We start from the raw sequence: 21,017 nt of genomic DNA on the forward strand, positions 1-21,017 counted from the left end.
TAGCTAGAAACAGTAAGTTGTTATTAAATTCACATTATGGCGACGCTGCATAATTATTAAATTCACAAAAAGGCAGATGTAAAAAAACAAAAAATGCGCAGAAAAAAGACCCTTTTGCAAGGGTCTTTTTTCTGACTATAAGTTTTTTCAATATGTATGGAGAAAAAAACAGGCGCTGTTTTATTTTGAAAATTCAGACAAATTAATCGCGGTGAGAGCGACGGATGTAAAAAAACGGCAATTATTAGGCGAAAATCATGTTAAAAAATTAATAAAAATGTCGTTTCGATGTTGTTTTATTGTTATATGTTTGATATAATTTAGGAAAAGCTTTTCATAAAGTTCATATTTGCTACACAAACATTTCATAACTAAATGTACCTTGTTAAAATGCTTTTTAAACATGTATTTCCAAAGTGCAAAACTCAATACATCGCAAATTCATTAATTTTAAATTTTTTTTGTTTATTTTTCTATTTTTTTAAAAAAAGGAGTGGGATTTTAATGGCTAAAAATGTTTTCACAGAAGAGAATTTCAAAAAGCTTGACCAAGTAATAGCTGACTATAAGGGAAAGCCAGGCGCACTTATGCCGGTTCTTCACGAAGCTCAGAAAATATTTGGCTGCGTAGCTCTTGAAGTTCAAAAGAAAATATCTGAAGGTCTAAACATACCTTTGGCAGAAATCTATGGGGTTGCAACATTCTATTCTCAGTTCTCACTAGAGCCAAAGGGAGACTACGTAATAGGTGTTTGCCTTGGAACAGCATGTTATGTTAAAGGTTCACAGTCAGTTATTGACAGAGTTTGCAGGGACCTTGACCTTGAGGTTGGAAAGACTTCAACTGACGGAAAGTTTACAATAGTTGCTACAAGATGCGTTGGAGCATGCGGACTTGCGCCGGTTATGACAATAAACGAGGACGTATATGGCAAGATAGTTGCAGATGATGTTCCTGGAATACTTGCAAAATATTAATAGTATATAAATTTTCGCAAAAGACAAGTTTATGATTGGAGGTATTATGTGATGGCTTATAAAAACACTATCTTGGTATGTGCAGGAACTGGATGTATGTCTTCTGCTTCACTTAAAATACTTAAAAGACTTGAGGACCTTATGGCTGAAAAAGGTATCCTTGAGCAGACAAAGCTTGTAAAAACTGGCTGCTTCGGACTTTGCTCTGTAGGACCTATAGTAATAGTGTATCCAGAGGGAGCATTCTACGCGCATGTTCAAGAAGAAGATGCCGACAGAATAGTTAACGAGCACCTAATAGGAGGCAAAATAGTAAAAGACCTTCTTTACAAGGAAGCTGTGCTTGAAAACGGCGAAATCAGACCTTTCGAAGAGGTTCCTTTCTACAGCAAGCAGGAGAGGATAGCGCTTGAGCATTGCGGACGTATACAGGCTGAAGACATAAATGACTATATAGAAACGGCAGAAGGTTACAAGGCAATTAAAAAAGCTATAACTGAAATGTCAAGAGAAGATGTTATAGAAGAGATTAAAAGATCAGGCCTTAGAGGAAGAGGCGGCGGCGGCTTCCCTACAGGACTTAAGTGGCAGTTCGCATACAATGCGCCTGGAGATCAAAAATACGTTATATGTAACGCTGACGAAGGTGACCCAGGAGCATTCATGGACAGATCTGTACTTGAAGGAGACCCTCACGCGGTTATCGAGGCCATGATGATAACTGGTTACGCCATAGGAGCTAACCACGGATATATATATATAAGAGCAGAGTATCCAGTTGCCATAAAGAGACTTGAAATAGCTATAGCGCAGGCTAGAGAAGGCGGATACCTAGGCAAGAATATAATGGGAACAGATTTTGAATTTGATATTGAGCTAAAGCTTGGAGCCGGAGCTTTCGTATGCGGCGAAGAGACTGCTCTTATCAACTCTATAGAAGGAAAGCGTGGAATGGCAAATCCAAAGCCACCGTTCCCAGCTAATGAAGGTGTATGGAAAAAACCTACAATAATAAACAATGTTGAGACATTGGCAAACGTTCCAAAGATAATACTTAAGGGAGCAGACTGGTTCGCTTCAATAGGAACTGAAAAATCAAAAGGAACTAAGGTTTTCGCACTTGGCGGAAAAATAAACAACGTTGGACTAGTTGAGGTTCCAATGGGAACTACTCTTAAAGAGATAATATACGAAGTAGGCGGCGGAATTCCAAATGGAAAGGCCTTCAAAGCCGTTCAAACTGGAGGACCATCAGGCGGATGCATAACTGCTGACTACCTTGATACTCAAATAGACTTTGACTCTCTTACAGCTCTTGGCTCGATGATGGGCTCAGGCGGTATGGTAGTTATGGACGAAGACAACTGCATGGTTGACATAGCCAAATTCTTCCTTGACTTCACAGTTGAAGAGTCATGCGGAAAGTGTACTCCTTGTAGAGAAGGTACAAAGAGAATGCTTGAAATGCTAGAAAAGATTTCAGATGGACATGGAACACTAGAAGATCTTGACAAGCTTGAAAGACTTGCAGGCACAATAAAGTCAACAGCTCTTTGCGGACTTGGACAAACGGCTCCAAACCCAGTACTTTCGACTCTTAAATATTTCAGAGATGAGTATGTGGCGCACGTTGTTGACAAGAAATGTCCGGCTGGAGTATGTACTGCGCTTCTTGAGTTCTTCATCACAGATAAGTGCATAGGCTGTACTAAGTGTTCAAGAGTATGTCCTGTGACAGCTATAAGCGGCAAGGTTAAAGAAAAGCATATAATAGATACAGATAAGTGCATCAAGTGCGGCGCTTGTATGGATGCATGTCCTGTAAATGCTATAATCAAGAAATAACTTATTCTAGTAAATACAGAAAGAGGTGTAAATAATATGGTGAATATTACTATAGACGGCAGACAGGTGACAGTTCCAGCTAATTCTACTGTGCTAGATGCTGCCAGAGATATGGGTATAAACATTCCAACTCTTTGCTTCCTTAAAGACATAAACAAAACTGGAGCTTGCAGAATGTGTCTTGTTGAAGTGGAAGGAATAAGAAATCTTCAGACTGCTTGTACATTCCCAGTTAGAGACGGACTTGTGGTAAAGACTAATACAAAAAAGGTAAGAGATGCAAGAAGAGACAACCTTCAGCTAATACTTTCAAATCACAACAGAGAGTGTCTATCATGCTTTAGAAACGGAAGCTGCGAGCTTCAAACTCTTTGCGATGACATGGGTCTTGCAGAGCTTGACTTCGAGGCACCAAAAGAGCTTAAACCTGTAGACATGCTTTCTCATTCGATAGTAAGAGATCCAAACAAGTGCATACTTTGCGGAAGATGTATAGCTGTATGTAACAATGTTCAGGAAATAGGCATACTTTCATTTACAAACAGAGGTGTTGAAACTGAGGTTGCTCCTGCGTTTGCAACAAGCATGGCAGATGCTCCATGTATCTATTGCGGACAGTGTGTGAATGTATGTCCAGTTGCAGCTCTTAGAGAAAAAACAGACATTGAAAAAGTATGGGAAGCGCTAGAAGACGAAACTAAGCATGTTGTAGTTCAGGTTGCTCCGGCTGTAAGGGCGGGCCTAGGAGAAATGTTTGGCAACCCAATAGGCACAAGAGTTACAGGCAAAATGTTCACTGCGCTTAAGATGCTTGGATTCCAGAAGGTATTCGACACTAACTTTGCAGCGGACCTTACAATAATGGAAGAAGGAACAGAGCTTCTTGGAAGAATCAAAAACGGCGGGACTCTTCCAATGATAACTTCATGCTCACCTGGCTGGATAAGATACGTAGAGTACAACTACCCAGAGCTGCTTGACCACGTATCTTCATGCAAGTCGCCTCAGCAGATGATGGGCGCAGTGCTTAAGTCATACTATGCAGAAATGAACAACATAGCACCTGAGGACATGATAGTCGTTTCTGTAATGCCATGTATATCTAAGAAGACTGAGGCAGCCAAGAAAGAAATGAAAAATGTTCACGGAACAAGGGACGTTGACGTAGTTCTTACTACTAGAGAGCTTGGCAAGATGATAAAAGAGGCAAGAATCGAGTTCAATGACCTTCCAGACAGCAATCCAGACGAGTTCTTCGGAGACTACACTGGAGCTGCGGTAATATTCGGAGCTACAGGCGGAGTTATGGAAGCTGCTATAAGAACAGTTGCAGACATAGTAAGCGGACAAGAGCTTGAAGACATAGAGTATACTGCAGTAAGAGGCCTTGAAGGCATTAAGGAAGCTGCCGTTAAAATAGGAGATCTTGAAGTTAAGGTTGCAGTTGCTCACGGAACTGGCAACGCCGGAAAGCTTATGGAGCTAGTTAAAGAAGGCAAAGCTGACTACCACTTCATAGAAATAATGGGTTGCTCAGGAGGCTGCGTAACAGGCGGCGGACAACCACACGTTGACTCAAGAACTAAAGAAAAGATTGATGTTAAGTCTGAAAGAGCAAAGGCTCTATATACAGAAGACAAGCTCAAGGACAAGAGAAAGTCTCACCACAACGAGTCTGTTAAGAGACTTTATGCAGAATACCTTGGAACTCCAAACAGCCACAAGGCTCATGAGCTTCTACACACTCACTACAAGAAGAGAGATCTATTCTAATACAATATCTGATCAATGCCATTAAATAAAGGCAGGAGTGAAAGTAGCTCCTGCCTTTATTTTTTCAATGAGAGATATTTCTTTACTAACTATGGATAAAAATGTTAGCATTCTATTATAAACGAATCACATATTTACATATTGCATTTAACAGAAGAGGGGTGGTAAACATGAAAAAGAAGATGTCGGCATCATACATAGCCAGGACGGGCATACTGCTTGCGCTTGCACTGCTGTTTCAGCTGGGCTTTCAGAGTTTTGCGCAACCGGCCGTAGGGCCGCTTGTTAACATGGTGCTTATACTTGGCGCGCTTACTGTAGGGCCAGCATCAGGTGTGATAGTGGGCTGCTTTACTCCGCTTATAGCATTCTTATTGGGGATTATGCCGCTTTTCCCGCTTGTGCCTGTTATAATGATTGGCAACACTCTATACGTTTTAATATTTGAAGCAGTAAGAAAACCCATGGCAAGATACGGCGAGATTGCGGGGGTGGTAATAGCATCTGGAGTGAAATACGCTTTTCTGGCGTTTGCGGTTAGAAAGCTGCTTGTGCTTTTCATGCCTAAGGTACCGCCGCAGATAGTGGCTGCATTCTCTTTGCCTCAGCTGTACACGGCCTTGGTGGGCGGCATGCTCGCGCTGCTTGTATACAAACTTTTTAAAAAAAATTATTAGGAATACATAATGTAAAGCAGATTTAGGATGATAAAAAATCAGAAAATTGCAAGATTATTAAAAAAATATCATATTGCGAAAGCTTTTTAGGCAGCACGAGAAAATTATTGGCAGATAACCGGGGGAGCGACATACATGGCGCGTCCCCTCTTATTTTGTTTGCGTACAAGAAAAATTAACAGGGTATAAATATTTCATGAAAAAATATGATTTTGATTATGAATAAAAGCGGCAAAGTTTGTCAAATTTATAATATTTGCAATAGTTTCTATAAAAATTTATAATAGTAGCAATAGTTGCAATAACTAGATGCAAGAGTTTGCATAGTCAATATAAGGAGCAGTATATAGCATGAAATCTGCATAGGAGGGTCAAATTGAAAAAAGTAAATGTTGTAATAGACGGGAAAAGCATCAACGTGCCTGAAAGTTATACTGTAATAATGGCTGCAAAGGAACTGGGAATAGAAATCCCTGCGTTTTGCTATGAGCCATCGCTTGAAATAGTGGCATCCTGCAGGATATGCGTTGTCGAGATTGAAGGTTCTCGCAAATTGGAGACCGCATGCTCAACAAAAGTATGGGAAGGGATGAATGTTCAAACCAGGTCCGAAAGGGTTATCAAGGAGAGAAGGCAGATACTCCAGCTGCTGCTTGACAACCATCCTAACGACTGTCTTACATGCCAGAAGGCGGGCGAGTGCCTGCTTCAAAAGTATGCATACGAATACGACGTCAAGTTCGGTGATGAGAGCTCGCAGGTAAGCCTCAAGATTGACAAGAGCAATCCATACGTATACAGGGATGAGAGCAAGTGCATACTCTGTGGCAGATGTGTGAGAATATGCGCCCAGATTCCAGAAAGATCTGTGCTTTGCTTTGCAAACAGAGGCACTGAAATGAAGATAGCGGCCGACTATGACAAGACCATGGGCAGCTCAAGCTGCGTGGCGTGTCAAAGATGTGTGAGCGTTTGTCCTGTTGGAGCCCTTATGGACGGCAGGCTTATGGGTAGACACAGGAGCTGGGAGTGCGAAAAGGAGCACATAAAATGCAGCGTGTGCCAGTATGGCTGCGACTTTGAGCTGCTTAAAAAAGGCAGTAGGATTGTAGGCGTAAGGTCGATGGCTCCTGGCGGAGGAAGACCTCTGTGTCTAAAGGGAAGGCTTACAAATGAACTTAATTATGTAGACATGAGCGAGCTAGCCCCTGTCTACATGAAAAAGGGCGAGGAGTACGTCCAGGCAAGCTGGGTTGAGGCGCTTGCGCTTCACAGACTGATAAACAGGATTGAAAAGCTGGAAGAAAGATAGATGCGTTTTCAAAGGGAGGACTAAAAATGGTGTTAGTCAAGATAGACGGCAGGGAACTCGAGGTTCCCAAGGACTATACTATACTGAAGGCATGCCAGGCGGCCGGAGCACAAATACCCACCTTCTGTTACGATGAGAGGCTTTCAAGACATGGAGCCGGGGCGTGCAGAATATGCCTTATAGAAGTTGAGGGACAAAGAAACCTAATGCCATCATGTACCGAGAAGGTATGGGAAGGCATGTCCGTATTTACAAAGAGTGAGAGGGTTATAAAGGAAAGAAAGGGAATACTCGAGCTTATGGTTCAAAACCATCCCCTCGACTGCCTCACATGCGAAAAGTCGGGAGACTGCAAGCTGCAGGACTACTGCTACGAGTATGATGTGACGGGCATAAAAGGCCTAGAAGAGCGTGTGCTGCCTGTAGACGACAGCAATCCGTTCTACAAGTTCGATCCAGACAAGTGCATACTCTGCGGCAAGTGCGTACGTGTTTGCGAAGAGCTGCAGGGAACTAGAGCTATAGTCATATCAGAGAGAGGTCCTGTAGCCAAGGTATCGGCTCCGTTCGATGAGGGTCTTGAAAATTCGCCATGCGTATCATGCGGAAACTGCGTTTCGTACTGCCCCGTGGGAGCATTGCTGCCAAAGAGCAAGACTGGCTACAGGGTATGGGACACTAAGAAGGTCATGACTACATGCTCATACTGCGGAGTGGGATGCCAGCTTGAGCTCATAGTTAAAGGCAATGAGGTTGTCGGAGTACAGCCGGCAATGGGAGCAGGGAATGAAGGGCTGCTCTGCGTCAAGGGTAAGTTCGCCTACGGTTTTATAAACCACCCAGACAGACTCAAGAAGCCGATGATAAGAAAGGACGGCGTTCTTGTCGAGTCAACATGGGAAGAGGCGCTCTCACTTGTGGCAAATAAGATAAGTGACATAAAAAGCAAGTATGGAGCCGATTCGATAGCAGGGCTGACTTCGGCAAGATGTACTAACGAGGAGAACTACCTGTTCCAGAAGCTACTACGGGCTGTTGTGGGCACAAATAACGTGGATCACTGCGCAAGGCTCTGACACGCCTCCACTGTTGCAGGTCTTGCAACAACACTTGGGAGCGGCGCAATGACAAACAGCATAGCTGAGACGAGATACAACGATGTGTTGTTTGTCACAGGCTCCAACACAACTGAAAACCACCCGGTCATAGCCACGAAAATGAAGCAGGCAGTCAAGAATGGAGCCAAGCTTATAGTTGCCGATCCAAGAAGAATTGAGCTGGCTGACTATGCGGACGTATTCCTGCAGATAACTCCGGGTACAAACATAGCGCTTCTGAATGCGATGATGAACGTTATAATAAGCGAGGGACTCCAGGACAAGACGTATATCGAAGATATGACAGAAAACTACGAGGAGCTAGCAGAGCTTGTAAAACGCTACACTCCAGAAGAAGCTGCCAGGATATGCGGCGTAGACGCGGAGGACATCAGGAAGGCTGCAAGGATTTACGCGGAGGCTGAAAAGGCTGGTATATACTATGCCATGGGAATAACGCAGCATACGAGTGGTACGGACAATGTAATGTCAATATCCAATCTGGCGCTGCTTTGCGGCAATATAGGCAAGGAAGCTGCGGGCGTCAACCCTCTGAGAGGCCAAAACAACGTGCAGGGCGCCTGCGACATGGGAGGCCTTCCGGGAGACCTTCCGGGATACCAGAAGGTGTTCAAACCCGAGGTCATAGAAAAATTTGAAGCTGCTTGGAATGCAAAGCTTTCCGGCAAGGTGGGACTCACTGTCCCTGAGATGCTTACGGAAGCCTCCAGCGGAAATGTAAAGATGATATATATAATGGGAGAAAACCCTATGGTCTCAGACCCTGACATAACCCACGTAAAGCACGCACTAGAGCATCTTGATTTCCTCGTTGTGCAGGACATTTTCCTGACTGAGACAGCTGAGCTTGCAGACGTAGTACTGCCAGCAGCGTCATTTGCCGAAAAGGACGGCACATTCTCGAACACAGAAAGAAGGGTGCAGAGAGTGAGAAAGGCCGTAAGTCCAGTGGGTGATTCAAAGCCTGATTATGAGATACTCTCTGATATAATGAACAGGCTGGGATACAAGGCGTCGTACGAAAACGCATCTGAAATATTCGATGAGATAGCAAGCGTAACTCCACAATATGCGGGTATAGACTATAAAAGGCTAGAGGACATAAATGGACTTCAGTGGCCTTGCCCTACAAAAGACCATCCGGGAACAAAATATCTGCACTCCAAGGGATGCGCAAGGGGCAGAGCGCTGTTCGTACCTTGCGAGTATTCGCAAAGCGCTGAGATGCCAGACAGCACATATCCTCTTGTGCTTACAACAGGCAGGATACTCTACCAGTATCACACTACTACAATGACCGGAAAGACTGAGGGTATTAGCAAAAATTACTCTGACTCGTTTATAGAGGTCAATCCTTCTACTGCAAACAAGCTTGGAATAGAAGACGGAGAGATAGTAAGGGTGGTGTCAAGAAGGGGCAGCGTTGAGACAAATGTGAGAGTCACCGAGATTGTGGAGGAAGATGTGGTATTCATGCCTTTCCACTTTGCAAAGGGCGCAGCCAACATGATAACAAACTCGAAGCTCGATCCTAAGGCGAAGATTCCCGAGCTCAAGGTTTGTGCGGTGAGGATTGAGAAGATAACACAATAGCTGATAATGGGGGTGAGCTGATGAAAAGTCTGGAACACATATTCAAATTTGCGATGGACCTTGAGATACAAGGAGCTAACTTCTACAAGGAAAGCGCCCAGAAAATAACAAATCCCGTGACTAAAGCCATATTTGAAAAGCTCTACAACACTGAGCTTGAACACTATGATTTCCTTAAACGCGAACTAGAAAAGTTCAAGGCAACAAGTACTGTAATGCCAATGGATGATGATATGAAGCAGCATATGGAGTCAGAAATAGACATATTCCACAACAGAGGAAGGAGCGAGCATCTTGAGGCGGTTGTGTCGGAATCGGATGTGCCGGACATGGCAATACTCAGAATGGCATATCTAATAGAAAGAGATGCAGCTGAGTTTTACAGAGATGCAGCCAGCAGCACTCAGGACGCCGAAGCTGTAGAAGTATTCAATTCCCTTGCCAAGTGGGAGGATGCCCACGAGGAGATGTTCAGGAAGGAATATAAAAGGAGAATGGAAGAGTACATGAACGCTCCTTGGGGAGGTTAGATTGTGAACGCAGGGATAATAACAGTCAGTGACAAGGGCTATGCAGGACAAAGAGCTGACGAGAGCGGTGCGGAAATAAAGCGCATACTGAGCGGGAGCGGCCATATAGTGTCTGAGTATGTCATAGTTCCGGACGAAGAGGATATTATATATTCCCAGATATTAAGAATGTCCGACGAGCTAAGGCTCGAGCTTGTATTGACAACAGGAGGGACAGGCTTTTCAAAGCGCGATGTAACGCCTGAGGCCACGCTAAGGGCCATAACGAGGAATGCGCCCGGAATATGCGAGGCCATAAGGCAAAACAGCCTTGCAATAACAAGGCGGGCCATGCTCTCGAGGGCAGTATCAGGAATAAGGGGTGAAACCCTAATCGTCAATCTTCCAGGAAGCCCAAAGGCAGTCAGGGAATCGCTTGAATTTGCACTAGACTCAATTGAACACGGCGTGCAGATACTAAAAGGGGTTGCTGTCGAGTGTGCAAGGAAATAAAAGGACAAAAATTATTTGGAAGTGCAATAATACTTGCGGGAGGCAGAAGCTCCCGCATGGGTTTTGACAAGCAGTTCATAGAGATAAATGAAAAAAGGCTGATTGAAATTATGGCCGCCAGACTTTCTGAGGCTTTCGACGACATAATAATAGTTACAAACAGGCCGGAAATGTACAGCTGTTGTAAATGCAAGCTCACTTCAGACATAATAAAGGGCAAGGGTCCCCTAGGAGGCATACACGCCGGCCTCCTTGCCGCTGAGAGCGAATTTGTGTATGTCATAGCATGCGACATGCCATATATAAACATAGAGTACATCAAGCATATGGAAGGTGTCATAGAGAGAAGGCTTGAGGCAGTGGAAGGTGCAGATGCCTGCATAACGCTAAAGGGAGAATGGATTGAGCCCTTCAACGCGTTCTACAGAAAAAACCTCAACAAGAGAATCGAGGAGCATCTGGAAAGCGACAAGAGAGCGGTGTATTCGCTACTGAAGAGATTGAATACAGTTTACATCAGCGAGCTGGAGGCAAGAAGGTTCAGCCCGGACTGGAGCATGTTTTTCAACATGAACACCATGGAGGAGCTCCGACGGTATTCTCAAGTCACACAAGAAGGAAAGCCAAATGGAAAAATCCAGATTTTATGATATAATAAAATATAGTGATGGAAAATTAACAGAGGAGAAAGACGAGGTTGTAGCCGAATTTTGGATGGATCTTTTCGTCGACGGAGTTAAATTTGTCAGGCTGCTTTGCACTCCTGAATCGCTTGAAAGCCTGGCGGTAGGTTTTTTAAAGTCAGACGGGGTAATATCCTCAATGCAGGATGTAAAGGATGTAGGAGTCGATACGCAAAACAAGGCTGTTTTTGTAACGACACTCAGCCCGGAAGCTACAAGAGAGAAGCTTGCAGGAAAGAAAGTCAGCATAGTGGGCACGAGCAAGGGGATTGTTTCGGACTCGCTCTATGAAGCGATTGCTCCAAAAGACAGGCCTAATCTAGAACTAGACATAGACAGGATACTCGATATAGTAGGCGATTTTTCGTCAAGGTCAGGCCTTTTCTCTGCAACTGGCGGCGCTCACAGCTGCGCCATATCTGACGGTCAGCGGCTGCTTGACTTCAAAGAGGACATAGGCAGGCACAACGCTGTCGACAAGATTGTCGGCAACTGCATGCTCCGAGGGATAGACACATCAGACAAGCTGCTAATACTCAGCGGCAGAGTCTCTTCAGAGATGCTGCTAAAGGCCATTAATGCCGGGTTCTATGCGGTTATTTCGAGGGCGGCGCCTACAGACGCGGCCATAGATATAGCAAGGGAGAAGGGAATAATACTCTGCGGCTTTGCCCGTGGTAGAAAAATGAATATATATACAGATTTTCCGAGTCGTCATTTCTAAAGCCAAGGCCATGAAATGACGACCATTGGGTCTTTTGAGAAATCGGAAGGCCTCCCGTATTTGGAAAGGAGAATCTTAAACCACTGGCTCTACACAGCTAATTTGGTATGGCAATACTTTGCATACAAAGCTGAAAAATGGAGCTTAGCGGGCTTGTTTGATTTTGCTGATTATAGCAGTTGAATAGGCCTGCTTTATAGCGGCTTTAAGATGCAGTCCTTTTGGGGCTGCTTTTTTATTTTACATAATAAATCTAAATTAAAAGGAGGCAACAAATTCATGAAAAGGTTACTATCAATAATCACAGCAGTTATGATGCTGGCGGTTGCACTTACTGGCTGCGCCGCAAAGCCGGCAAGCGAAGGCGAAGCTGGCAAGGCACAGGAAGCCAAGCAGAGCATAATACTTGCAACTACAACGAGCACCAGCGACAGCGGACTGCTTGACTATCTGCTGCCGGAGTTTACAAAGGACACAGGGATAGAAGCAAAGGTTGTTGCTGTAGGCACAGGACAGGCGCTCCAGATGGGCAAGGACGGAGAGGCTGACGTGCTGCTTGTACACTCCAAGGCCGCTGAGGAAGAGTTCGTGGCTGCAGGAGACGGGCTTGAAAGAAAAGATGTTATGTACAACGACTTCATACTAGTCGGACCTGAAAGCGACCCACTAAAGCTTAAGCAGGAGCTGCCAAATGACATAGTCGGAGCGCTCAAGAAGATAAGCGAGCAAAAATTCAAGTTCATATCAAGGGGCGACGACTCGGGAACCCACAAGAAGGAGCTTGCGCTGTGGACTGAAGCCGGCATAACTCCGGAGGGAGACTACTACGTGTCTGCCGGCAGGGGGATGGGAGACGTGCTAAAGATGGCTGATGAGATGCAGGCATACACCCTTACAGACAGGGGCACATACCTTAGCGTGAAGGCGGATTTGGGGCTTGGAATAGCAGTAGAAAATGACAAGAACCTTTTCAACCAGTACGGCGTAATACCTGTAAATCCGGACAAGAACGAGAATATAAATGCTGAAGGCGCCAAAGCATTTGAAGAGTGGATACTTTCAGAAAAAGCTCAGAAGCTTATAGGTGAATACGGCAAGGAAAAATACGGCGCTCCGCTGTTCACTCCTAACGCTGCTAAATAAGCAAACTGAAGCAATTCACTCAGATATAGTTTTAATAAGCATGATTGTGTATAATTAAAAGGTAAGACAGGAATTAAAATCAGGCGAAAACACAAGACAGAGGGCTTGTGTTTTCGCCTTTGAAGTAATGTCCGGATTAAATATAGGAAACGGGAGAATGGAATGGATTACATAGCGGAAGGATTCAAGACGGCAATAGAGCTTTTGATTTCGTTTGACCCTCAGGTATACAAGATAATAATTCTTTCTGTATTTGTGTCTTCAACAGCCACTGCAATTGCAGCTACCGTTAGCATACCGCTTGGCATTTTTGCCGGAATAAGCAATTTCAGGCTGAAGAGGCTTTTTTCAAAAGTGCTGTATTCTATGATGAGCGTGCCGTCTGTCATAGTGGGCCTGGTTGTTGCAATAGGGCTTTCGCGAAGAGGCCCGCTTGGTTTTATGCAACTGCTTTACACGCCGGCAGCTATGATAATAGCCCAGGCTCTGCTAGTGTTTCCGCTGTGCCTGGGGCTTACATACAGCCTTGCAAAAAACAGGGGGAGCGACATAGAGCGAATAGGCAAGACGCTTGGAGCCGGCAAGCTGCAAGGAATAGTACTTATAATAAGAGAGCTCAAGGCCGAGCTTTTCATAAACGTTGTGACCACATTTTCAAGGGCCATATCAGAGGTTGGGGCCGTGATGATAGTCGGAGGAAACATAAAAGGCCATACAAGGGTAATAACCACGTCAATAGCAATGCTCAACTCCATGGGGGACTATCCCATGGCAATAGCCCTAGGACTTGTGCTGCTTATCATATCATTCGCCATCAATGCGGTAATATATTCACTGCAGGAGGAATAGAATGCAAATCACAGTGTCAAATCTGAAAAAAAGTTTCGGTGGCAGGACCGTACTCGACATAGAGAGCCTGACTTTTGAATCGGGCAAGATCACAGGGATAATAGGGCCAAACGGGGCCGGCAAAACAACCCTGCTCAATATAATTGCGGGAATAGATATGGATTTTGAAGGAGAGGTAGAATACTCCGGGGAGGAGTACTCGACAGTCAAAAGGGAGATAACTATGGTTTTTCAAAAGGGAGGTCTTTTGAAAAGAAGCGTGTTTGAAAACATAAGCTACCCTCTCAAGCTAAGGGGGATAAACAAAAATGAGATACAGCAAACAGCAAGCGAGCTTATGAAGTTCCTTGGAATAGAGGAGCTAAGCGGCAAGAAGGCTCACAAGATTTCCGGCGGAGAGACGCAAAGAGTAGTCCTGGCAAGGGCGCTTGCAATAAAGCCAAAGGCGCTTCTTCTGGATGAACCCACGGCGAGCATTGACCCCGAATATATGGAGACTATAGAAAGGTGCATAGTTGATTACAATAGAAACAGCAAGGCTACAATAATTATAATAACCCACAGCATGGACCAGGCAAGAAGGCTATGCGACAATATCGTGCTCATTGAGCGCGGAAGAGTAGGTGAAGCAGATGGATTTTTTTAATGTGGTTACTGTGCATGAGGCAGTTGAAAGGATTCATGAAGAGTTCAAAGGATATGAACTGGGCTTTGAAGAGTGCCCGCTGGCGCAGGCAATTGGAAGAATCCTGTACGGGGACATAATAGCCCCGGAGGATGTGCCAGGATTTGACCGCTCGACTGTGGACGGCTATGCAATAAAAAGCAGCGACAGCCACGGCAGCAGCGATTTCATGCCGTCGTTCCTGGAGTGTACAGGCAGCGTGCGCATGGGAGAGAGCGCTGACCTGAGCGTAAGAAGCGGCCAGGCGGTATATGTGCCTACGGGTGGAATGCTGCCCGAGGGAGCGGACTGTGTCGTCATGATAGAATATGTCCAGAAGGCCGGCGAAAGCATGCTTACACTCCACAGGCCAGCTGCCCCGCTTGAAAACGTAATAAGAAGGGGAGATGACATAAAGGAAGGCCAGCATGTGCTGAAAAGAGGAAAGACTTTAAGGCCACAGGAGATAGGAGTGCTTGCCGCACTTGGAAAATCGAGCGTCAAGGTGTTTGGAAAGCCTAGAATTTATATAATATCCACAGGAGATGAGATTGTAGATGTGCATGAGCAACTGCTTTCCGGACAGATAAGAGATATAAACGGCTACGCGCTGGAAGCTCTGGCTGCCGAGGCGGGCTGCACTATAGCGGGAAGAGCGCTTGTTCGCGATTCGCTTGAGGAGCTCAAGGCCGAGCTTGACAGAGCGCTTGAAATATCGGACATAATCCTGATATCCGGAGGGAGCTCCGTTGGGGAGCGCGATTATACGGAAAAGGCCATGAACTCATACGAGGGCGAAGGCACATTCATACACGGCATAGCCATAAAGCCAGGTAAGCCGACAATAGTGGGCAAAGCCAAAGGCAGGGCAGTATTCGGTCTTCCGGGACATCCGGTGTCGGCAATGATAGTTTTCAAGGCTATAGTTGAAAAACTTGTCAGAAGAATGTGTGAATCGGAAGCAGCTGAGAATTTTATCACGGCCACAATGGACATGAATGTGCACTCTTCTCCAGGAAGGACTACATATCAGATGGTCAGGATGCATGAGGCGGACGGGAAAATTTTTGCGGAGCCTGTATTTGGAAAGTCAGGCATGATAAGCCTGCTCTCAAGGGCTGAGGGCTATGTTGAAATACCAGACTACCGTGAGGGTATTGAAAAAGGCGAGCAGGTGAAAGTTCGACTTATATAAAACTAGAGGTGATTGCTATGGAGGCCAGAAAAAAATATATATCAAACACGGATTTTGAAGATGCAAAAAGAATCTATGGTGATAGAGTAAGCTGTAAACTGAAGCTGGACAAGGAGCACATTGCTGTCACAGCCAGCATGGGCAGAGTCACCTGCGAGCCGGTTTATGCTTTGGAATCATCACCTTGCTACAACGCTTCTGCGATGGACGGAATAGCTGTCAATTCGAAGTCAACACATGGAGCGTCAGAGACAAGTCCATTAGAGCTTAATGAGAATACGGACTTTTTATACGTGAATACAGGGAATCCGATAAACGAGCCCTATGACAGTGTTATAATGATAGAAGATGTAATGGAGCTTGGAGAAGGCAAGGTGAGGATTATTACGCCTTCTCATCCTTGGCAGCACGTGAGACCGATAGGAGAGGATATAGTCAAGGGTGAAATGATAATACCATCAGGCCATATTGTAAGACCTGTCGACATAGGAGCTCTGCTTGCCGGCGGTTTAGAATCGATAGAAGTATATAAAAAGCCTCTGCTTGGAATAATCCCTACGGGATCAGAACTTGTAGACTCACGAGGTGAACTATGTGAGGGCAAGGTTATAGAATCTAACTCGAGGGTTTTTGAGGCTAGGGCAAGAGAGCTTGGAGCACAGGCATTGAGGTATAAAGCCTGTCCGGACGAATATGACCTGCTCAAGGCCAGAATAAAACAGGCTGTGTCGGAATGCGATATTGTGGTAATAAACGCAGGCTCTTCAGCCGGTACAAGGGACTATACTGCAAAATTAATTGAAGAGCTCGGGGAAGTAGTTATTCATGGGATTGCAATAAAACCGGGCAAGCCTACTATATTAGGCGTTATAGATGACAAGCCAGTCATTGGGTTGCCGGGATATCCGGTATCCACATATGTGGCTTTCGAAAGCTTTGTAAAGCCAATTCTCCTGTCAATGCAGAGGCTTGAGGAATGTGGTGAGGAGAGTATTGATGCGGTTGTTACAATGAGAATACCATCGTCCTTAAAGCATAAGGAACTGGTGAGGGTGAACGTAGGCCATGTCAGCGGAAGATTTGTAGCGACGCCGCTGACACGCGGAGCGGGAGTAACGATGAGCCTTGTAAAGGCCGACGGGCTGCTTGAAATACCAAGGAGCAGCGAGGGCTTGGATGCGGGAGCTACTGCAAACATTACACTGTTAAAGCCGCTGCAAGAATTGAGAAAGACACTAGTTTCGATAGGAAGCCATGATATCATAATGGATGAAATTTCTGACATGATGAAGCTTACATCGGGCCATGTCGGAAGCATGGGCGGCATAATGTCCATGATGAGAAGGGAATGCCATATAGCTCCAATACACCTGCTTGACGAAGAGAGCGGGGAGTACAACCGGCCGTATGTAAAAAAGTTATTCGGCGCCGGGAGCATGGCTCTAATAAAAGGAGTACAAAGACTTCAGGGTCTTATGCTTCAAAATGGGAATCCCAAGAATATAAATGATTTTGGAGATCTTGCAAGGGAAGATGTAGTCTTTGTAAACAGGCAAAGAGGTGCAGGTACAAGGATACTTCTCGACTACAATCTTAAAAAGCTTGGGATTGACTCAGATGCTGTAAAAGGATATGAAAGGGAGATGAACACGCATATGGCTGTCGCCATAGCAGTGAAGACAGGCTCTGCGGACGTGGGACTTGGAGTGTTTTCAGCTGCAAAGGCTCTAGATCTTGAATTCATACCTCTTGGATATGAGGAGTACGATTTTTTGGTGAATACCGACTATCTTGAAGATGATAGGGTTAGACTGTTTATAAATTTACTGAAGTCGGAAGAATTTGAGGGCAGGCTCAGCAAACTGGGTGGATACAGGCTTGTCGAGCCTGGAAAGGTAATAAGGGTTGAGTGATTATGATATGCGAAAAAAATGACATTGAAAAAAGCCTGTTGCTTGATGACTATGGCAGAAGGATAAACTACCTGAGGATATCAGTGACTGACCTGTGCAACCTGAGATGCATGTACTGCATGCCGCAGGAAGGCATACAAAAGTTGGCGCATAATGACATAATGACACTTGAGGAGCTGGAGGATATTGCAGGAGCCCTTGTGGAGCTCGGAATAGATAAGATAAGAATAACAGGCGGAGAGCCTCTTGTCAGGAAAGGCATAGTAAGTCTGGTAAAGAAACTTTCACAATACGATGGGCTCAGGGACATTGCAATGACAACAAACGGTCTTTTGTTGAGTCAGTATGCAAAGGAGCTCAAGGCTGCAGGGCTAAAGCGCGTCAACATAAGCCTGGACACGCTGAACCCCGAAAAGTACGAAAAAATAACAAGGGGCGGAAGCCTTGAAAGCGTTCTAGAGGGCATAAAAGAGGCGCAGAGAGTGGGGCTTGGGCCGATAAAGCTCAACACCGTACTAATAGGCGGCTTCAACGATGACGAGATAGAGAAATTCGTAGAGCTGACAGTCGACAATAAAATTGACGTGAGGTTCATAGAGCTAATGCCGATAGGGCAGGCTTCGGACTGGTCGCTTGAAAAGTTCATACCGAGTAATTCTGTAGTTAGAAAGATCCCCGGGCTTGAGAGAATTGAAAGCGAGGATATTTCATCACCTGCGGAATACTACAGGCTTCCGGGTGCCTTAGGCAAGGTAGGTCTTATAAATCCGATAACCTGCAAGTTCTGTGAAAACTGCAACAGGATAAGGCTCACAAGCGACGGTAAGCTCAAGCTTTGCCTGCATTCGGACCGAGAAATAGACTTGGCAGAGTCTCAGAGGCGTGGCGATGACATAAAAAGCATAATTCTCAAGGAAATCAAAAATAAGCCCAAGGAGCACAACCTCGAGGACGGCGAGTATATAAAACGTGACATGTTCAAGATAGGGGGATAGCATGGAATTTACACATTTGAATGAAAGCGGCAGAGCCAGGATGGTCGACGTGGGGAGCAAGGATGACACAAACAGAGAGGCAACAGCCTCTGCGCGTATAAAGATGAAGAAGGAAACAATAGCCATGATAAGAGACGGCCAGATGAAAAAAGGAGATGTGCTTTCTGTTGCGCAGGTAGGCGGCATAATGGGCGCCAAGAGGACATCGGATATAATACCAATGTGCCACAATATATTCATAAGCGGAGTCGACATAGACTTCAAGCTGCATGAGGACGAAATAGAAATTTGTGCGCTAGCAAAGACCAGGGGCAAGACCGGAATCGAGATGGAGGCGCTGACAGCCGTGTCAGTGGCAGCCCTTACAATATACGACATGTGCAAGGCTGTTGACAAGGAAATGGTAATAAGCGATATAATGCTCATTAAAAAGACAGGCGGCAAGTCAGGAGATTATGAAAGGGAGGGCATATGAGCCCTTATGTAAAAAAGCTGTGCATCAGGCCAGATAAAAAACAACCGGCAGAATATGTAAATCAGTTGCAGCTAAGCTGTAAAAATGGTATAATGAATGATTATCACTCTCACCAAGGAGATTTTCAAGTGAGCCTTTTCCTGGACGAGTGCCAGAAGGAAAAGGATGAAGTACATGTAAAGTACGGAGTTGACGGATTTTGCACAAAAAAATTCGAGGCAAACATAACAACAAGGGGACTTGATTTTAGTCTGCTTGAAAAAGGCTCAAGGCTTGCGATTGGCTCTGCAGAAATAGAGATAACAAAGGCAGGCAAGGACTGTCATGAAGGGTGTCCTCTAAGAAAATTCACCCATGATTGCGTCATGCTAAGGGCGTGCGCGTTTGCAAGGATTTTAAAATCTGGAGAGATAAAACAGGGTGATATCATAAGTATTGTCAATGAATGTTGAGTTGGTTGAAGTTTTAGGAGGTATTGATGCTAGAAAAGGTGATTGAGGCAAACAGGGAATTTGTCGAGGCTGTAAAAAACGGAGAGACTCAAAGTATTGTCGATTCGAATGCGCAAAGAAAGGCGCTTATATTTACATGCATAGACACGAGGCTTGTAAATTTTCTTGAAAAGGCCATGGGATTCAAAAGAGGCGATGTCAAGGTCATAAAGAACCCGGGCAACGTCATAAGAGAGGACTGCGGCGACGTTATAAGATCTATTGCCATAGCAGCCCTGATGATGGGAATAGAAGAGGTGTATGTAGTAGGCCACCTTGACTGCGGCATGAAAAAGCTAACGGCCGAAGAAATTGCCAAGATGATGATACAAAGAGGCATAGATCCTGAAATAGTTAAAAATACAGACATAAAAAAGTGGGCCGGAATAATTGACGACGAAGAGGATAACGTCAGGGATGCTGTTGAGAAGATAAAGAACTCTCCATATATGCCAAAGGATGTGAGGGTGTACGGTCTTCTGATGTGTCCGGATACGGGTGAACTCAAAGTCATATCTGAATAGACTCAGTAAAGGTAGCCGCAGCAGGGCTATCTTTTTATTTTCCATAATAAGCCTATCAAAAGGAACGGTTATGATGTAAAATTGTAATGTGGAAAGAGTTAGAGTTTATAGCAATTTGGAGGAATTCATGGACAAAAATATGCTTTACGACGATATGTGCATAATAGCGGGAAGAGACTGCGTATATATAGATGAGCCGATGAAAAGCCATACGAGTTTCAAGATAGGAGGCCCTGCGGACATACTAGTCAGCATTGACTCTGAGGAGATTCTAAAAAAGGTATTGGAGCTGACAAGCAAAGCGGGTGCCAAGACCTATATAATAGGGAATGGTTCAAATCTGCTTGTGAGCGACAAGGGCATAAGAGGGGTAGTAGTCAAAATTAATGGCGGCTTTGAATCCGTAAGCATAAGTGGATGCAGTGTACAGGCTCACGCGGGAATATTGCTTTCCAAGCTTTCGAATATGATGCTGGAAAACGGCCTGTCAGGACTTGAGTTTGCATCAGGGATTCCCGGAACCCTTGGTGGAGCTCTAGCCATGAACGCAGGAGCATACGGCGGAGAAATGAAGGATGTTGTCAAAAGAGTCCATCTGCTTGACTTTGAAGGCAACAGCATTGTGCTCGACAACGAGCAGATGGAGTTTGGATACAGGAGCAGCATTGCCGGCAAGAAGGGGCTTATAGTATTGAAGGCCGAGCTGGAGCTCAAGAAAGCCAACAGCGAGGACATACGGACGCTCATGCAAGACTACACGGGCAGGAGAGTCGACAAGCAGCCTCTAAGCTTCCCAAGTGCTGGGAGCACCTTCAAAAGACCGCACGGGCATTTTGCGGCGCAGCTGATTGATGAAGCCGGCCTCAAGGGTTTTTCCGTGGGGGGAGCCAGGGTTTCGGAAAAGCATGCAGGATTTGTGATAAGCGATGGAACTGCTACTGCAGACGATGTAATAAAACTAATAGAAGCCGTAAAGGAAAGAGTATTCGAAAAACACGGGGTATGGCTTGAAGAAGAGGTTAGGATAATAGGAGAGGAATAGA

The 21,017-nt window shown here is 45.1% G+C and carries 20 protein-coding genes and 1 riboswitch; all 20 genes read left to right on the plus strand.

The genetic code is table 11. The features are described 5' to 3' along the window. The first annotated feature begins 504 nt into the window (after positions 1-504). Positions 505-978 carry an NADH-quinone oxidoreductase subunit NuoE family protein gene (locus tag GT589_RS00525; protein ID WP_293394345.1) on the plus strand — a complete coding sequence of 158 codons (474 nt, stop codon included), beginning with the start codon at positions 505-507 and terminating at the stop codon, positions 976-978. A 51-nt stretch (positions 979-1,029) separates the two neighbouring features. Further along, positions 1,030-2,823 carry an NADH-quinone oxidoreductase subunit NuoF gene (nuoF, locus tag GT589_RS00530; RefSeq protein ID WP_293394348.1) on the plus strand — a complete coding sequence of 598 codons (1,794 nt, stop codon included), beginning with the start codon at positions 1,030-1,032 and terminating at the stop codon, positions 2,821-2,823. Between the two features lie 36 nt (positions 2,824-2,859). Beyond that, complete coding sequence (locus GT589_RS00535) at positions 2,860-4,596, plus strand: NADH-dependent [FeFe] hydrogenase, group A6 (RefSeq protein WP_293394351.1); 1,737 nt, start codon at positions 2,860-2,862, stop codon at positions 4,594-4,596. Between the two features lie 170 nt (positions 4,597-4,766). Then, entirely contained in the window at positions 4,767-5,273 is a 507-nt protein-coding gene (locus GT589_RS00540) for an ECF transporter S component (RefSeq protein ID WP_293394354.1), read from the plus strand. Between the two features lie 376 nt (positions 5,274-5,649). Continuing rightward, a complete protein-coding gene (locus GT589_RS00545; RefSeq protein WP_293394357.1) occupies positions 5,650-6,585 on the plus strand; it encodes a 2Fe-2S iron-sulfur cluster-binding protein in 936 nt (311 codons plus the stop codon). Positions 6,586-6,611: 26 nt separating this feature from the next. Further along, positions 6,612-9,296 (plus strand): formate dehydrogenase subunit alpha, encoded by a 2,685-nt coding sequence (fdhF, locus tag GT589_RS00550; protein WP_293394360.1) that lies wholly within the window; start codon positions 6,612-6,614, stop codon positions 9,294-9,296. 20 nt (positions 9,297-9,316) lie between these two features. Continuing rightward, a complete protein-coding gene (locus GT589_RS00555; RefSeq protein WP_293394363.1) occupies positions 9,317-9,826 on the plus strand; it encodes a ferritin family protein in 510 nt (169 codons plus the stop codon). A gap of 3 nt (positions 9,827-9,829) precedes the next feature. Beyond that, positions 9,830-10,318, plus strand: a complete 489-nt coding sequence (locus tag GT589_RS00560) for a MogA/MoaB family molybdenum cofactor biosynthesis protein (protein WP_330582822.1) — start codon at positions 9,830-9,832, stop codon at positions 10,316-10,318. Next, positions 10,303-10,968 carry a molybdenum cofactor guanylyltransferase gene (gene mobA / locus GT589_RS00565; RefSeq protein ID WP_293394366.1) on the plus strand — a complete coding sequence of 222 codons (666 nt, stop codon included), beginning with the start codon at positions 10,303-10,305 and terminating at the stop codon, positions 10,966-10,968. Before GT589_RS00560 ends, mobA begins: the two co-directional genes overlap by 16 nt. Further along, positions 10,946-11,725, plus strand: a complete 780-nt coding sequence (gene fdhD, locus GT589_RS00570; RefSeq protein ID WP_293394369.1) for a formate dehydrogenase accessory sulfurtransferase FdhD — start codon at positions 10,946-10,948, stop codon at positions 11,723-11,725. Before mobA ends, fdhD begins: the two co-directional genes overlap by 23 nt. Further along, a riboswitch (molybdenum cofactor riboswitch) is annotated at positions 11,694-11,812 on the plus strand. It overlaps the preceding gene by 32 nt. A gap of 192 nt (positions 11,813-12,004) precedes the next feature. Then, on the plus strand, positions 12,005-12,868 hold the full coding sequence (locus tag GT589_RS00575) for a substrate-binding domain-containing protein (protein ID WP_293394372.1): 864 nt from the start codon (positions 12,005-12,007) through the stop codon (positions 12,866-12,868). Between the two features lie 162 nt (positions 12,869-13,030). Then, positions 13,031-13,717, plus strand: coding sequence for an ABC transporter permease (locus GT589_RS00580; RefSeq protein ID WP_293394375.1), 687 nt, complete (start codon positions 13,031-13,033; stop codon positions 13,715-13,717). A 1-nt stretch (position 13,718) separates the two neighbouring features. Continuing rightward, positions 13,719-14,363 (plus strand): ATP-binding cassette domain-containing protein, encoded by a 645-nt coding sequence (locus tag GT589_RS00585; RefSeq protein ID WP_293394379.1) that lies wholly within the window; start codon positions 13,719-13,721, stop codon positions 14,361-14,363. Then, positions 14,350-15,576, plus strand: coding sequence for a molybdopterin molybdotransferase MoeA (locus tag GT589_RS00590; RefSeq protein WP_293394382.1), 1,227 nt, complete (start codon positions 14,350-14,352; stop codon positions 15,574-15,576). The genes GT589_RS00585 and GT589_RS00590 overlap by 14 nt, the downstream gene beginning before the upstream one ends. A gap of 17 nt (positions 15,577-15,593) precedes the next feature. After that, positions 15,594-17,489, plus strand: coding sequence for a molybdopterin biosynthesis protein (locus GT589_RS00595; protein ID WP_293394385.1), 1,896 nt, complete (start codon positions 15,594-15,596; stop codon positions 17,487-17,489). Between the two features lie 2 nt (positions 17,490-17,491). Beyond that, positions 17,492-18,484, plus strand: coding sequence for a GTP 3',8-cyclase MoaA (moaA, locus tag GT589_RS00600; protein ID WP_330582823.1), 993 nt, complete (start codon positions 17,492-17,494; stop codon positions 18,482-18,484). Position 18,485: 1 nt separating this feature from the next. Further along, the gene (gene moaC / locus GT589_RS00605) at positions 18,486-18,959 is read left to right on the plus strand and encodes a cyclic pyranopterin monophosphate synthase MoaC (protein WP_293394388.1); all 474 of its coding nucleotides are present in this window, start codon (positions 18,486-18,488) and stop codon (positions 18,957-18,959) included. 128 nt (positions 18,960-19,087) lie between these two features. After that, entirely contained in the window at positions 19,088-19,411 is a 324-nt protein-coding gene (locus GT589_RS00610) for a hypothetical protein (RefSeq protein WP_293394391.1), read from the plus strand. 26 nt (positions 19,412-19,437) lie between these two features. After that, on the plus strand, positions 19,438-19,974 hold the full coding sequence (locus GT589_RS00615; RefSeq protein WP_293394394.1) for a beta-class carbonic anhydrase: 537 nt from the start codon (positions 19,438-19,440) through the stop codon (positions 19,972-19,974). Between the two features lie 127 nt (positions 19,975-20,101). Next, positions 20,102-21,016 (plus strand): UDP-N-acetylmuramate dehydrogenase, encoded by a 915-nt coding sequence (murB, locus tag GT589_RS00620; protein WP_293394397.1) that lies wholly within the window; start codon positions 20,102-20,104, stop codon positions 21,014-21,016. Position 21,017: the final 1 nt, after the last annotated feature.

This window comes from Peptoclostridium sp. (genome assembly GCF_009881055.1).
Lineage (GTDB): Bacteria > Bacillota > Clostridia > Peptostreptococcales > Peptostreptococcaceae > Peptoclostridium_A.